Genomic DNA, 12,521 nt, shown 5'->3' with positions numbered 1-12,521 from the left:
TGTCGGTGCCATGAGGCATCTCGGCATCCTGGCCCACAGCGCGGAGGGCGCCGCGCTGTGCTTCCGCGCCTTCTGCCAGGAGGGGTTCCGCGAGCTGGGCCCCGACGACCACCCGGACGTGACGCTCGACCTGATCGCGCTGGCCCGCAGCATGCCCGCCTGGGAGGCCGGCGACCACGACGCGGTCAGGGCGATCCTGGCCGAGAGCGTCCGGCGGCTCGCGGCGGCGGGCGCCGACTTCTTCGTCTGCCCCGACAACACCGCCCACCTGGCGCTCGAACGCCCCGGCGACGACCTGGCGCTGCCCGGCCTGCACATCGCGCGGGTCGTCGCCGACCGGGCCGCCCGCGACGGCCGCACCCGCGTCGGCGTCCTCGGCACCCGCTACACGATGGACGGCCCCGTCCACCCGCGCGAGCTGGCCGCGCGGGGCATCGCCGCCGAGGTCCCGGACGCCGCCGACCGGGAGACCGTCCACCGGATCATCTTCGACGAGTTGGTCAACGGCGTCTTCACCGAGGAGTCGCGCCGCGAGTACGTCCGGATCATCGGCCGGCTCGCCGACCGCGGCTGCGACGCCGTCGCCCTGGTGTGCACCGAGATCCCGCTCCTGGTGACGCCCGGCGTGTCGCCGCTGCCCACGCTCGACTCCACCCGCCTGCTGGCCCGCGCCGCCTTCGACGCGGCCGTGGAGCGCCGTCCCCTGCCCACCTGGCGCGGCGGACATTTCGACCAGGGTTGAAACGGGGCAGACCTAGCGTGACCGTCGAGAAGGGGGACGACGATGGACTTCCGTGAACTGCACCGCGGTGACCGCCCGCTGGTGCTGCCGAACGCGTGGGACTTCGCGAGCGGCGCGGCGCTGGTGCAGGCGGGGTTCCCCGCGATCGGGACGACGAGCCTCGGCGTCGCGGCGGCGGCCGGGAAGAGCGACGCCACCGGCGACACGCGCGCGGAGACCCTCGCCCTGGCCCGCGCGCTGTCGCGGCTGCCCGTGCCGGTCACCGTCGACGTCGAGGGCGGGTTCTCCGACCGGGCCGCCGACGTCGCCGACCTCGTCACCGAGCTGGCCTCGTTCGGCATCGCCGGGATCAACCTGGAGGACGGCCGCGCCGACGGGACGCTCGCGCCGCTCGACCACCAGCTGACCGTCATCGGCGCCGTCAAGCGGGCCGCGCCGCAGGTGTTCCTCAACGCCCGCACCGACACGTTCTGGCTCGGCGACCCCGACCGCGACGAGACGCTGCGGCGGGCGAGCGCCTACGCGGCGGCCGGCGCGGACGGGGTCTTCGTCCCGGGCATCGTGGACGACGCCGACATCCGGGCCGTGCTGGAGGCGGCGGACGTGCCGCTCAACGTCCTGTACCTGCCGGGCAAGACCGAGTACGAGCGGCTCGCGCGGCTCGGCGTGCACCGGGTGAGCACCGGGTCGCTGCCGTTCCGCAAGGCGCTGCAGGCCGCCGTCGCGGCGGCCCTCGGCGTCACCGGCGCGGACGGCGACCGCCCCGCGCCCTCGTACGCCGACGTCCAGCGGCTGGTCAGTGACCGGTGATCCGGTCGGCCAGGCGCGCCAGGGCGGACGTGGCCGCCGACGGCGAGGCCGATTCGCGGGCGTCGGCGGCCCGGTAGAGCGCGTACATCGCGTGGACGCCGAGCCAGCGCAGCGGTTCGGGCTCCCAGCGGCGGACGCGGCGGTCCACCCACGGCAGCGCGGTCAGCGCGGTGTCCTCGCGCAGGACGAGGTCGCGCAGGGTGCGGCCCGCGAGGTTGGCGGCCGCGACGCCGTGCCCGGTGTAGCCGCCCGCGTGCCCGAGCCCGGTCGCGTGGTCGAGGACGACGGTCGAGCACCAGTCGCGCGGCACGCCGAGGACTCCGGACCAGGCGTGGTCGACCCGCCCCTCGCCGGCGACGGCCGGGAACATCGCGGTCAGCATCGTCCAGAGGGCGTCGATCGTGGCGGGGTCGGTGCGGCCGCCGTCGTCGATGCGGGACCCGTACCGGTAGGGGCGTCCCCGGCCGCCGAACGCGATGCGGTCGTCGGCGGTGCGCTGCGCGTACATGTAGTAGTGCGCCATGTCGCCGAGCAGTTCGCGGCGCTCCCAGCCGATCTCCTTCCAGGCCGCGGCCGGCAGCGGCGTCGTGACGATCATGGAGCTGTTCATCGGGAGCCAGTCGCGGCGGTGGCCGGGCAGCCCGGCGGTGAAGCCCTCGGTGGCGCGCAGCACGTAGTCGGCGGTGACGGTGCCGCACGGGGTGACGGCGGAGGCCGCGCCGCCGCGCCGCGGGTTGATCCGCACGACCGGCGTCCGCTCGTAGATCTCCACGCCGAGCCCCCGGACCACCGAGGCGAGGCCGCGGGCGAGGGCGGCGGGCTGGACGCGGGCGCAGTGCGGGCTCCACGCCGCGCCGGTCGCGCCCTCGACGCGGAGCCGGTCGTCGCGTTCGGCGGCGGGCAGCGGGACGAGGTCGCCGTCCGCCCAGCCCCAGGCGCGGGCCTCGTCGACCATGGCGGCGAGCCGCGCGCGCTGGGCGGCGTTGCGGGCGACGTGCAGCACCCCGCCCTTCACCAGGCCGGCGTCGACGCCCTCCGCGGCGGCGACCCGGACGACCTCGTCCACCGCCCCGAACATGGCGCGCTGCAGCGCGATCGCGGCGGGGCGGCCGTGCCGGGCCGCGTACCGCTCCCGCGAGCCGGCGATCTCCCCCAGCACCCAGCCGCCGTTGCGGCCGGACGCGCCGAAGCCCGCGAACTCGCGCTCCAGCACGATGATCCGCAGGTCCGGGCGGGCGCGCTTGAGGTAGTAGGCGGTCCAGAGGCCGGTGTACCCGGCGCCGACGACGCAGACGTCCGCCGTGCGCGGCCCGGGAAGGCGGGGGCCCGGCTCTGGGCGTCCGGCCGCCCGGTACCAGAAGGACACGCCGCCGTTGCCGAACCCGGCCGCGAGGGGCGCCCGGCCAGAGGAGGAGCTCATGCGCACATACTGCTGTATTCCATAGCGAAATCAACAGATGGCGACGGATTCTATGGCACGGCGTCGATGATTCGACGGGATCCGATCCAGCGGGAGCGGTCCGCGGCATAGTAGGCGGCGCCGTCGGGGCCGGACGGGCCGTCCCGCCACCGCCGCATCCCGAGCTGCAGCGCGATCTCCGCCGACGCCGTGTTGGCCGTGTCGATCTCGGCGGTGATCCGGTGCACGCCGACCACCCCGAACGCGTAGTCGAGCACCGCGCGGGACGCCTCCGCCGCGAGGCCCTGCCCCCAGTGGTCGGGCTCCAGGCTGTAGAGGATCTCGACGTCCACGCCCCGGCCGAGCGGCCCCTCGTGGTGGCCGAGCCCGGCGACGCCGATCAGCGGATCGCCGGACGCGGCGCCCGCCGCGTCGATCCCGGCGGACCAGCGGGCCGGGCGCAGCCCCCACAGCCCGTAGCCCTCGGTGGCGAAGTCCCGCTCGCTCGCCTCGATGATCTCGCTGACCTGGACGGGGGTGACCACCTGGTCGTCGAAGAGGTGGCGCCGGACGAGCGGGCCCGTCCAGTGCGTCAGCAGCGCGCGGTGGTCGCGCATCGAGACCGGGTGCAGCGCGAGCCGCACCGTCCGCAGCACCTCACTCATCCGCGTCCTCCGGCGGCCACTCGGGCGCGTCCTCGCCGTCGGGGAGGCCGACCCGGAACACCCGCAGCTGCAGCGCCAGCGCCTGGTAGTAGCCGACGAGCGTGACCAGCTCGACGACGGCGGCGCGGCCGAGCGTCGCGACCGCCTCGGTGAACACGGCGTCGGCGAGGTCGCCCTCCGCGGCGAGCTGCCGCGCCGCCTCGTGGACGACGCGCTCGCGGACGTCGCCGAGCAGCGGCGCGCGGCCGTCGCGCAGCGCGTCGATCTCCGCGTCGGTGAGGCCGTGCCGGCGGCCGATCCGCTCGTGCGCGTACCACTCGAAGTCGGACCGGGCGTGCGCGGCGACGACCAGCGTGGCGATCTCCCGCTCCCGCTTGGTGAACGCGGTCCGGAAGCGCAGCGCGGCCCCGAGGTCCTGCAGCGGCAGGCCCACGGACGGGCTGTACAGCATGGCGTTGAAGGGGCCGTGCAGCCGTCCGATGTCGTCGGCCATGCCGAACGGCGGGGTGCGGCCCTCGGCGCGGGGGCCGCCGGTCACCGCCTCGTACACGGCGCGCTGCTCGTCGCTCAGCGAACCGGGCAGCAGCAGCGGCAGCCGGGTCGAGGACGGGCCGCGCCGCGGTCGGTCGTTGACGTCCTCACCGCTCACGGGGTCGATCACTTACCGAACGCTAGGCGGTCGGCGCGGGCGGCTCAACCCCCGGTCCGGAATGTGAAACCGCGGGCACAGGGTGACGTGGCGGTCGCGTGACACGCGGCCGCTGGCAGGATGGCCGGGTGAGCGGCATCTACGACGACCCCTGGGCGTACGAGCTGGCGTGCTCGTTCCGCGACGTGCCCGCCGAGGTGGACGCGCTCCTCGGCTGGTGCGCCGGGCTGGACGCCGAGCCCGCGAGCGTGCTGGAGCTGGCCGCCGGGCCGGCCGAGCACGCCCGCGAGTTCGCGCGGCGCGGGCTGGCCGCGACGGCGCTCGACCTGAACCCGCGGATGTGCGCCCACGCCGCCCGCGAGGCCGGGCGCGCCGGCGTCGAGGTGGAGGTCGTCCGGGACGACATGACCCGGTTCGACCTGGGCCGCCGGTTCGACCTCGTCGTGACCATGCTCGACTCGACGTCCCACCTCATGACGCTGGACGCGTTCACGGCGCACCTGCGCCGCGTCGCCGCGCACCTGTCCCCCGGCGGCCTGTACGTCGTGGAGATGTCGCACCCCCGCGACCGGCTCGGCGACGACCCGAGCGTCAGCACCGGCTGGACGGTCGAGCGCGGCGGCGTCCGGGCGAGCGTGCGGTGGGGCGAGCCGTCCGACCGGCTCGACCCCGTCACCCAGATCGCCGACGACCACGTCACGATGACGATCACGGACGGCGACGGCACCCGGGTGATCCGCGACGTCGTCCCCTACCGCTTCTGGACCGCCACCGAACTGGACGCCGCGATCAGCCTCGCCGGCGGCCTCGGCACCGCCGCCCGCTACGGCGACTTCGGGACCGGCGAGGACACCGTGGCCCTCACCGACCCCGAAGCCTGGCGCATGATCACGATCCTGCGGCCCGCCTAGGGCGCCGGCGCCCAGCCCGGCATCGGGTAGGAGGCGAGCAGTTCCCGGATCTTCCCGGCGACGCGGCCGGCGACCGCCTCGTCCTGCTTGGCGGTGCCCAGCACGACCTCGTCGATCCATTCCGCGATCTGCGGCATGTGCTCCTCGCCGAGCCCGCGGGTGGTGATCGCGGCGGTGCCGAGCCGCAGCCCGGACGGGTCGAACGGCTTGCGCGGGTCGAACGGCACCGCGTTGTAGTTCAGCTCGATGCCGGCGCGGTCGAGGGCCTGCGCCGCGGGCTTGCCGGCGACCCCCTTGTTCGTCAGGTCGATCAGGACGAGGTGGTTGTCGGTGCCGCCGGACACCAGGTCGTAGCCGCGGTCGACCAGCGCGGCGGCCAGCACCTGCGCGTTCGCGACGATCTGCCGCGCGTACCGGGCGAAGTCCGGCTGCGCCGCCTCCTTCAGCGCGACGGCGATCGCGGCGGTCGTGTGGTCGTGCGGGCCGCCCTGCAGGCCGGGGAAGACCGCCTTGTCGACCGCCTTCGCGTGCTCGGCCGTCGACAGGATCATCGCGCCGCGCGGGCCGCGCAGCGTCTTGTGCGTGGTCGTGGTGACCACGTCCGCGTGCCCGATCGGGGACGGGTGGGCGCCGCCCGCGATCAGCCCGGCGATGTGCGCGATGTCGGCGGCGAGCACCGCGCCGGCCTCGCGGGCGATCTCCGCGAACGCGGGGAAGTCGATCGTCCGGGGGATCGCAGTGCCGCCGCACCAGATCAGCTTCGGCCGCTCCTTCAGCGCCAGGTCGCGGACCTGGTCCATGTCGACCCGCCCGGTGTCGGCGCGCACGTCGTAGCGGACGGGCCGGAACCACTTGCCGGTGGCCGAGACCGACCAGCCGTGCGTGAGGTGCCCGCCCATCGGCAGCGACAGCCCCATCACCGGGTCGCCGGGCTCCAGGAACGCCATGTAGACGGCGAGGTTCGCGGGCGACCCCGAGTACGGCTGGACGTTGGCGTGCTCGGCGCCGAACACCTCCTTCGCCCGCTCGATCGCCAGCAGCTCGATCGGGTCGATGTTCTGCTGGCCCTCGTAGTACCGGCGGCCGGCGTAGCCCTCGGAGTACTTGTTCGTCAGGACCGACCCGGTGGCCTCCAGCACCGCCGGCGAGACGTAGTTCTCGGACGCGATCAGCCGGAGCTTCTCGTACTGGCGGCGGGCCTCGGCCTCGACCAGCCCGGCGATCTCGGGATCCCGGTCCTGCAGATGGGGGACGGGCGGTTGGTGCATCGTGAGCCTCCGCGCTGCTCGCGCCGGGGCTTTCGGGCGCCCCGGCGAAGGGGACCCGTACACCCAGGCGCGCGGCGTGCGGACTAGTTTCGCTCCCCGGTGGTCGTCTCCACCTTGACTGCGCCAGTCACGTGCGCGCCATCATATCGGGCCGTCCGCGCCCGCGCCGGGACGGAGACGACGAACAGCCCGCCCAGCAGGAGCAGCGACCCGGCCGCGACCGGCGCCGACATCCGCTCGCCGAGGACGGCGATGGCGAGCGCCGCCGCGACCAGCGGCTCGGCGAGGCTGAGCGTCCCGGCGGTCGCGGCCGCCACCCCGCCGAGCCCGGTGACGAAGAACATGTACGCGGCCGCCGTCGCGGCGATCCCGAGCCAGCCGACCAGCACCGCCGACCGCGGCTCCGCGAGGGCCGGCAGCTCCGCGAGCGTCCAGGGCAGCAGGGCCGCTCCCCCGATGAGCAGCGTGACCGACACGGCGGCGGCCATGCCCGCCTCCCGTCCCGTGAGGACCTTGGCGGACACGGTGTAGACGCCGAAGCACGTCCCGCCCACGAGGCTCAGCCCGATGCCCACCGGGTCGGCGTGGACGGCCTCCCCGGGCACCATCAGCAGCGCGACGCCGCCGACGGCGCACGCCGTCCCGGCCCACCACCGGCGGCCGAGCCGCGTTCCGAGGACGAGCCGCTCGCACAGCCCCGTCGAGACGGGCGCCAGCCCGAACACCACGGCCGTCGCGACGGCGGCCCCGGTGCGGTCGACCGCGCTGAAGAACGCCGCCTGGAAGACCCCGGTCGCCGCGGAGGCCGCCGCGACCGGACGCCACGTCCGCCGCCCCAGCGAGAGGAACGCGCGCCGGTCCGTCGCGAGCACCAGCGCGGCGAGGACGGCCCCGCCCGAGAAGATCCGGGCCCCGCCGACCGCCACCGGACCGGCGTCCGGCCCGGCGAGCACCTGCGCGGGCCCGACGGTCCCCCAGAGCACCCCGGCCGCGAGCACGAGCAGCGACCCGGACAGATTGCTTCGTCGATCCATACGACCGACGCTAGAAGAACGTGCGGATTCTCTATCTCTAGACCGTTATTCATTCGGCTCAGCGCACCATGGCCGTCAGTTGTTCGCCCAGGGCATGCCAAGACGGAGCTGCGCTGCAGGATGATCGGCCTTATCGCCGGTCAGGCGTCGGAAGTTCGGCCTGCTCCGCCGGTTGGACGTAGTCGTAGACGACGGTCGTCCGCACGTCCACGAACTCCTTGCGCCGCGCGAGCCGGTCGAGCACGAAGTCGCGCAGGTACGCGGTGCTCGGCACGGCCACGTGCACCAGCAGGTCCTCGTTGCCCGTGACGACGAAGACCCCGACGGCCTCGGGCATCGCGGCCATGCCGTCCCGCGCCGACTCGATCGCCTCCCGCGACTGCGGCCGGATCCGGATCGAGATCAGCGCCTGCACCCCTCGGCCGAGCCGCTCGAAGTCCACCGCCGCGTGGAACCCGGTGATGACGCCCCGCGCCCGCAGCGCCCGCGTCCGCTCCAGGGCCGTGGACGGCGCGATCCCCACCGCCTCGGCCAGTTCCCGGTTCGTCTGCCGCCCGTCCCGCTGCAACCGCCGCAGGATCGCCTGATCGACCGCGTCCACCGGTACCCCTCCCGAACTGACCGCCCGAAGCCGAACTCCCGCACGCGAACCACGCCCGAAAGCCCCTCACCCCGAATATTATTCGCCCGCCACCGAACAAGCCCCGGAGAACAACCGACCCCCGAAAACGACTGAGGCCCAACCCTCTCGGACTGGACCTCGACCACGGGAACACGGGCAGGCACGCGGAGCGAGCTCTGCGAGCGCAGCGGGCATGCCCGGCGACGCGGGCGACCGCAGCGACGCCACGCCGCCGTCACGGGCACGAGGACCGCAACGGCGGCGTGAGGATCGCCTGCGTCGCTGACGGGGGTTCCAGGGGGTCGCCCCCCTGGGCAGATACAGCCCCCTGGAAGTCACCTTGCGGCGGCCTCCATGGCCTGCCTCACCGCGGCGCGCTTCTCGCGGAGCTTGGCGAGGGCCTCCTCCAGGATGGCCTCGCCGTCCTCGTCGCTGCGGCGCTCCTTCACGTACGCGAGGTGCGTCTTGTAGGGCTCGGTCTTCGGAGGCGCCGGGGGGTTCTCCGAGTCCTGGCCGGCGGGGAACCCGCAGCGGGGGCAGTCCCACGTCTCGGGGACCGCGACGTCCGTCGCGAAGCTGGGGCGGGTCTCGTGCCGGTTGGCGCAGTAGAAGGTCACCCAGACGCGGGGGGCGGCGTCGCCGCGCTCCGCCTCTCCCATCGGACCGGCCCCGACACGGCTGCCCCGAATCGCGTTGCCACTACCCACGGATTACTCCTCGCTCGGTGTTCCGCGGCCGTCCGTGACCTCCTGGGACGGCGCGGTGATCGCATGTGTCAGACGGGTGGGTCAGCCGACGCCCTTGTGCTTGAACAGCAGCCCCAGCACGATGATCGAGGCGAACCACAGCACCCCGACGCCGACCGTCAGCCGGTCGAGGTTGCGCTCGACCACGGACGACCCGCCCAGGGACGACGACACGCCGCCGCCGAACATGTCCGACAGTCCGCCGCCCTTGCCCTTGTGCATCAGGACGAGGACCACCATCAGCAGGCTCGTGACGATGAGCACGATGGACGATGCGATGATCATTCTTCAACGCCTTTGTCTGTAGGTCGGGGACGGAGGGCCGGCCGGGCGGGTTTACCCGTCAGCTACGAAGGGTACGACGAACTACCCGCTGGTTCGGCAAGAACCCCCAGTTCACGCAGAATTGATCAGTTTTGATCAGACGGGGAGATCCCGGTACCGGCAGATCTTGACGAACTCTCCCGGATCCAGGCTGGCACCGCCCACCAGGGCGCCGTCCACGTCGTCCTGCGCCATGAGCTTGGCGACGTTGCCGCCCTTGACCGAACCGCCGTACAGGATACGCACTTCGTCGGCCACTCCGCCGTCGTACAGCTCGGCGAGCCGCGTCCGGATCTCGGCGCAGACCTCCTGCGCGTCCTGCGGGGTGGCGACCTCGCCGGTGCCGATCGCCCAGACCGGCTCGTAGGCGATCACCGTGCGGCGCGCCTGGGCGGCGGGGATCTTCTCCAGCCCGCCGTCGAGCTGGCCGAGGCAGTGCCGGACGTGCTCGCCGGCCTTGCGCACCTCCAGGCCCTCGCCCACGCACAGGATCGGGGTGAGGTCGGCGGCGAGCGCGGCCTTGGCCTTGGCGTTGACGACCGCGTCGTCCTCGCCGTGGTACTGGCGGCGCTCGGAGTGCCCGACGGCGACGTAGCGGCAGGCGAGCTTGGCGAGCATGGCCGCGGAGATCTCGCCGGTGTAGGCGCCGGAGGCGTGCTGCGAGACGTCCTGCGCGCCGTACTCGAGCCGGAGCTTGTCGGCGTCCACGAGCGTCTGCACGGAGCGGAGCGCGGTGAACGGCGGCAGCACGGCGATGTCGACGGCGTCGTAGTCGGCGTCCTTGAACGTGAACGCCAGCTTCTGGACGAGCCGGATCGCGTCGAAGTGGTCGTTGTTCATCTTCCAGTTGCCGGCCATCAGCGGCTTGCGGCCGCTCTGCTTACCGGAAGAAGGGGTCGCGGGGGCCATCGGTCAGTCCTCCAGGGCCTGCAGGCCGGGCAGCGTCTTGCCCTCGAGGTATTCGAGGCTGGCGCCGCCGCCGGTCGAGATGTGGGAGAAGGCGGCCTCGTCGAAGCCGAGTTGCCGGACGGCCGCGGCCGAGTCGCCGCCGCCGACCACGGTGAACGCGCCGGAGTCGATGAGGCCCTGCGCGACGGCGCGGGTGCCGTGCGAGTACGGCTCCATCTCGAACACGCCCATGGGGCCGTTCCAGAAGACCGTCCGGGCGTCGGCGAGGCGCGCGGCGAACAGCTTGCCGGACTCGGGGCCGATGTCGAGGCCGAGCCGGTCGGCCGGGATCGCGTCGGCGGCGACGACCCCGTGGTCGGCGTCGGCCGCGAACGCGGTGGCCGCGACGATGTCGACCGGCAGCACGAACTCGACGCCCGACTCCTCGGCGCGCCGCAGGTAGTCGCGGACGGTGTCGAGCTGGTCCTCTTCGAGGAGGCTCTCGCCGACCTCGTGGCCCTGCGCCTTCAGGAAGGTGAACACCATGCCGCCGCCGATGAGGATGCGGTCGGCCTTGCCGAGCAGGTTGTCGATCACGCCGAGCTTGTCGGACACCTTGGAGCCGCCGAGCGCGACCGCGTAGGGGCGCTCGACGTCCTCGGTGAGCTTCTTCAGCACCGCGACCTCGGCGGTGATCAGCCCGCCGGCGGCGTGCGGGAGCCGCCGCGGCACGTCGTAGACCGAGGCGTGCTTGCGGTGCACGGCGCCGAAGCCGTCCCCGACGTAGACCTCGGCGAGCGCGGCCAGCCGGTCGGCGAGCGCGCCGCGCTCGGCGTCGTCCTTGCTGGTCTCGCCCGGCTCGAAGCGCAGGTTCTCCAGCAGCGCGACGCCGCCGCCGGCGAGGCCCTCGGCGGCGGCGCGGGCGGAGTCGCCGACGACGTCGGAGGCGAACGCCACGTCCGTGCCGAGCAGCTCGCCGAGCCGCCGCGCGACCGGGGCCAGCGAGAACTCGGGCTTGACCTGGCCCTTGGGGCGGCCGAGGTGGGCGCAGACGATGACCTTGGCGCCCTTGGCCCGCAGCGCCTCGATCGTCGGGAGGCTGGCCCGGATCCGCCCGTCGTCGGTGATGGCGCCGTCCTTCAGCGGGACGTTGAGGTCCGCGCGGACGAGCACCCGCCTTCCGGCGACGTCGAGATCGTCAATGGTGCGCATCGGCATGCGATGTCCTTCCGTACACGGCCGAGCCGTGGCCGCGCGCCCCACCCGGGGGCGCCGCGGCCACGGCGGCGACGGCTTCGGTTACAGCTGCGAGCCGACGAGCTTGACGAGGTCGACGAGGCGGTTGGAGTAGCCCCACTCGTTGTCGTACCAGCCGACGACCTTGACCTGGTCGCCGATGACCTTGGTCAGCCCGGAGTCGAAGATGCAGGACGCCGGGTCGGTGACGATGTCGCTGGAGACGATCGGGTCCTCGGTGTAGGTGAGGTAGCCCTTCAGCGCGCCCTCGGCCGCGCTCTTGAACGCCTCGTTGACCTCCTCGACCGTGACCTCGCGGGACACGTTGACGGTGAGGTCGGTGGCGGAGCCGGTCGGCACCGGGACGCGCAGCGCGTAGCCGTCCAGCTTGCCCTTCAGCTCGGGCAGCACGAGGCCGATCGCCTTGGCGGCGCCGGTGGAGGTCGGCACGACGTTCAGCGCGGCGGCGCGGGCGCGGCGCAGGTCCTTGTGCGGCGCGTCCTGCAGGTTCTGGTCCTGCGTGTAGGCGTGCACCGTCGTCATCAGGCCCTTCTCGATGACGAAGTTGTCGTGCAGGACCTTCGCCAGCGGGGCCAGGCAGTTGGTGGTGCAGGAGGCGTTGGAGATCACCGTGTGCTGCGCCGGGTCGTACTTGTCGTCGTTGACGCCGAGCACGAGGGTGACGTCCTCGTTCTTGGCCGGCGCCGAGATGATCACCTTCTTGGCGCCGTTGTCGGCGTGCACCTTGGCCTTGGTGGCGTCGGTGAAGAAGCCGGTGGACTCCACGACGATGTCGGCGCCGACGTCGCTCCACTTCAGGTTGGCCGGGTCGCGCTCGGCGAACGCCTTGATCGCCTTGCCGCCCACCACGATCTCGTCGGCGGTGGCGCGCACGTCCTCGGGGAAGCGGCCGAGGATGCTGTCGTACTTGAGCAACTGGGCGAGCGTGGCGTTGTCGGTCAGGTCGTTGACCGCCACGATCTCGATGTCGGCTCCGCTGGCCTTCACCGCGCGGTAGAAGTTGCGGCCGATCCTGCCGAAACCGTTGATGCCTACTCGGATGGTCACGGAACGGCTCTCCCTCACGTCGTATCGCCCGGCTCGGGCCGGACTGTTAACTGCGGTGGATCCGGGGTTCTCCCCCTCCTTCGACCCTATCCAATGACCCGCGAGTAGCCCGACACCGGTCGCGTGGGTTTTCACGGGGGAACCCCGCCTCCCCCCGCC

Annotated in this window: 13 protein-coding genes, 1 pseudogene and 1 riboswitch; of the genes and pseudogenes, 3 read left to right on the top strand and 11 right to left on the bottom strand. The window is 73.3% G+C overall.

All coding sequences use genetic code 11. The annotated features are described in order from the left end of the window. Nucleotides 1-10 precede the first annotated feature (10 nt). Both E1284_RS04625 and E1284_RS04620 read left to right on the top strand, forming a co-directional pair. A complete protein-coding gene (locus tag E1284_RS04625) occupies nt 11-742 on the top strand; it encodes an aspartate/glutamate racemase family protein (protein ID WP_131937391.1) in 732 nt (243 codons plus the stop codon). Between the two features lie 42 nt (nt 743-784). Then, nucleotides 785-1,552, top strand: a complete 768-nt coding sequence (locus E1284_RS04620) for an isocitrate lyase/PEP mutase family protein (RefSeq protein ID WP_131937389.1) — start codon at nt 785-787, stop codon at nt 1,550-1,552. Here the strand turns inward: E1284_RS04620 and E1284_RS04615 are convergent. The 3 genes from E1284_RS04615 to E1284_RS04605 are packed head-to-tail and all read right to left on the bottom strand — an operon-like array spanning nt 1,539 to nt 4,277. Continuing rightward, on the bottom strand, nt 1,539-2,972 hold the full coding sequence (locus tag E1284_RS04615) for an NAD(P)/FAD-dependent oxidoreductase (protein WP_131937387.1): 1,434 nt from the start codon (nt 2,970-2,972) through the stop codon (nt 1,539-1,541). The two genes, E1284_RS04620 and E1284_RS04615, sit on opposite strands and share 14 nt — an antisense overlap. 50 nt (nt 2,973-3,022) lie before the next feature. Next, on the bottom strand, nt 3,023-3,616 hold the full coding sequence (locus E1284_RS04610; protein WP_131937385.1) for a GNAT family N-acetyltransferase: 594 nt from the start codon (nt 3,614-3,616) through the stop codon (nt 3,023-3,025). Next, entirely contained in the window at nt 3,609-4,277 is a 669-nt protein-coding gene (locus tag E1284_RS04605; RefSeq protein ID WP_131937383.1) for a carboxymuconolactone decarboxylase family protein, read from the bottom strand. Before E1284_RS04605 ends, E1284_RS04610 begins: the two co-directional genes overlap by 8 nt. Nucleotides 4,278-4,393: 116 nt before the next feature. Here E1284_RS04605 and E1284_RS04600 point away from each other — a divergent pair, with 116 nt between their 5' ends. Continuing rightward, nucleotides 4,394-5,176, top strand: a complete 783-nt coding sequence (locus E1284_RS04600) for a class I SAM-dependent methyltransferase (RefSeq protein ID WP_131937381.1) — start codon at nt 4,394-4,396, stop codon at nt 5,174-5,176. Here E1284_RS04600 and E1284_RS04595 read toward each other — a convergent pair. The 8 genes and pseudogenes from E1284_RS04595 to gap all read right to left on the bottom strand — a co-directional run bounded on the left by E1284_RS04595 (nt 5,173) and on the right by gap (nt 12,362). Further along, nucleotides 5,173-6,444, bottom strand: coding sequence for a serine hydroxymethyltransferase (locus tag E1284_RS04595; protein ID WP_131937379.1), 1,272 nt, complete (start codon nt 6,442-6,444; stop codon nt 5,173-5,175). The genes E1284_RS04600 and E1284_RS04595 overlap by 4 nt on opposite strands. A gap of 54 nt (nt 6,445-6,498) precedes the next feature. Then, a riboswitch (ZMP/ZTP riboswitch) is annotated at nt 6,499-6,585 on the bottom strand. A gap of 92 nt (nt 6,586-6,677) precedes the next feature. Beyond that, nucleotides 6,678-7,478, bottom strand: a pseudogene (locus E1284_RS04590) (DMT family transporter); the annotation flags it as partial. Nucleotides 7,479-7,608: 130 nt separating this feature from the next. Next, nucleotides 7,609-8,079 carry an Lrp/AsnC family transcriptional regulator gene (locus E1284_RS04585; protein WP_131937375.1) on the bottom strand — a complete coding sequence of 157 codons (471 nt, stop codon included), beginning with the start codon at nt 8,077-8,079 and terminating at the stop codon, nt 7,609-7,611. A 356-nt stretch (nt 8,080-8,435) separates the two neighbouring features. Continuing rightward, entirely contained in the window at nt 8,436-8,807 is a 372-nt protein-coding gene (locus E1284_RS04580; protein ID WP_131937373.1) for an RNA polymerase-binding protein RbpA, read from the bottom strand. 81 nt (nt 8,808-8,888) lie between these two features. Beyond that, complete coding sequence (gene secG / locus E1284_RS04575) at nt 8,889-9,131, bottom strand: preprotein translocase subunit SecG (RefSeq protein WP_131937371.1); 243 nt, start codon at nt 9,129-9,131, stop codon at nt 8,889-8,891. Between the two features lie 135 nt (nt 9,132-9,266). After that, a complete protein-coding gene (gene tpiA, locus E1284_RS04570) occupies nt 9,267-10,079 on the bottom strand; it encodes a triose-phosphate isomerase (protein WP_131937369.1) in 813 nt (270 codons plus the stop codon). Nucleotides 10,080-10,082: 3 nt separating this feature from the next. After that, nucleotides 10,083-11,270, bottom strand: a complete 1,188-nt coding sequence (locus tag E1284_RS04565; protein ID WP_131937477.1) for a phosphoglycerate kinase — start codon at nt 11,268-11,270, stop codon at nt 10,083-10,085. An 87-nt stretch (nt 11,271-11,357) separates the two neighbouring features. Further along, nucleotides 11,358-12,362: a type I glyceraldehyde-3-phosphate dehydrogenase gene (gene gap, locus E1284_RS04560; protein ID WP_131937367.1), complete on the bottom strand. Its 1,005-nt coding sequence runs from the start codon at nt 12,360-12,362 to the stop codon at nt 11,358-11,360. Nucleotides 12,363-12,521 lie beyond the last annotated feature (159 nt).

The sequence above is a fragment of the Actinomadura bangladeshensis genome, from assembly GCF_004348335.1.
Lineage (GTDB): Bacteria > Actinomycetota > Actinomycetes > Streptosporangiales > Streptosporangiaceae > Spirillospora > Spirillospora bangladeshensis.
This window is presented reverse-complemented; position numbering and strand designations above follow the sequence as displayed.

Coding starts and splice junctions, on each gene's coding strand:
- E1284_RS04625 (WP_131937391.1), top strand. CDS start 11: ATGAGGCATCTCGGCATCCTGGCCCACAGCGCGGAGGGCGCCGCGCTG.
- E1284_RS04620 (WP_131937389.1), top strand. CDS start 785: ATGGACTTCCGTGAACTGCACCGCGGTGACCGCCCGCTGGTGCTGCCG.
- E1284_RS04615 (WP_131937387.1), bottom strand. CDS start 2,972: ATGAGCTCCTCCTCTGGCCGGGCGCCCCTCGCGGCCGGGTTCGGCAAC.
- E1284_RS04610 (WP_131937385.1), bottom strand. CDS start 3,616: ATGAGTGAGGTGCTGCGGACGGTGCGGCTCGCGCTGCACCCGGTCTCG.
- E1284_RS04595 (WP_131937379.1), bottom strand. CDS start 6,444: ATGCACCAACCGCCCGTCCCCCATCTGCAGGACCGGGATCCCGAGATC.
- secG (WP_131937371.1), bottom strand. CDS start 9,131: ATGATCATCGCATCGTCCATCGTGCTCATCGTCACGAGCCTGCTGATG.
- tpiA (WP_131937369.1), bottom strand. CDS start 10,079: ATGGCCCCCGCGACCCCTTCTTCCGGTAAGCAGAGCGGCCGCAAGCCG.
- E1284_RS04565 (WP_131937477.1), bottom strand. CDS start 11,270: ATGCGCACCATTGACGATCTCGACGTCGCCGGAAGGCGGGTGCTCGTC.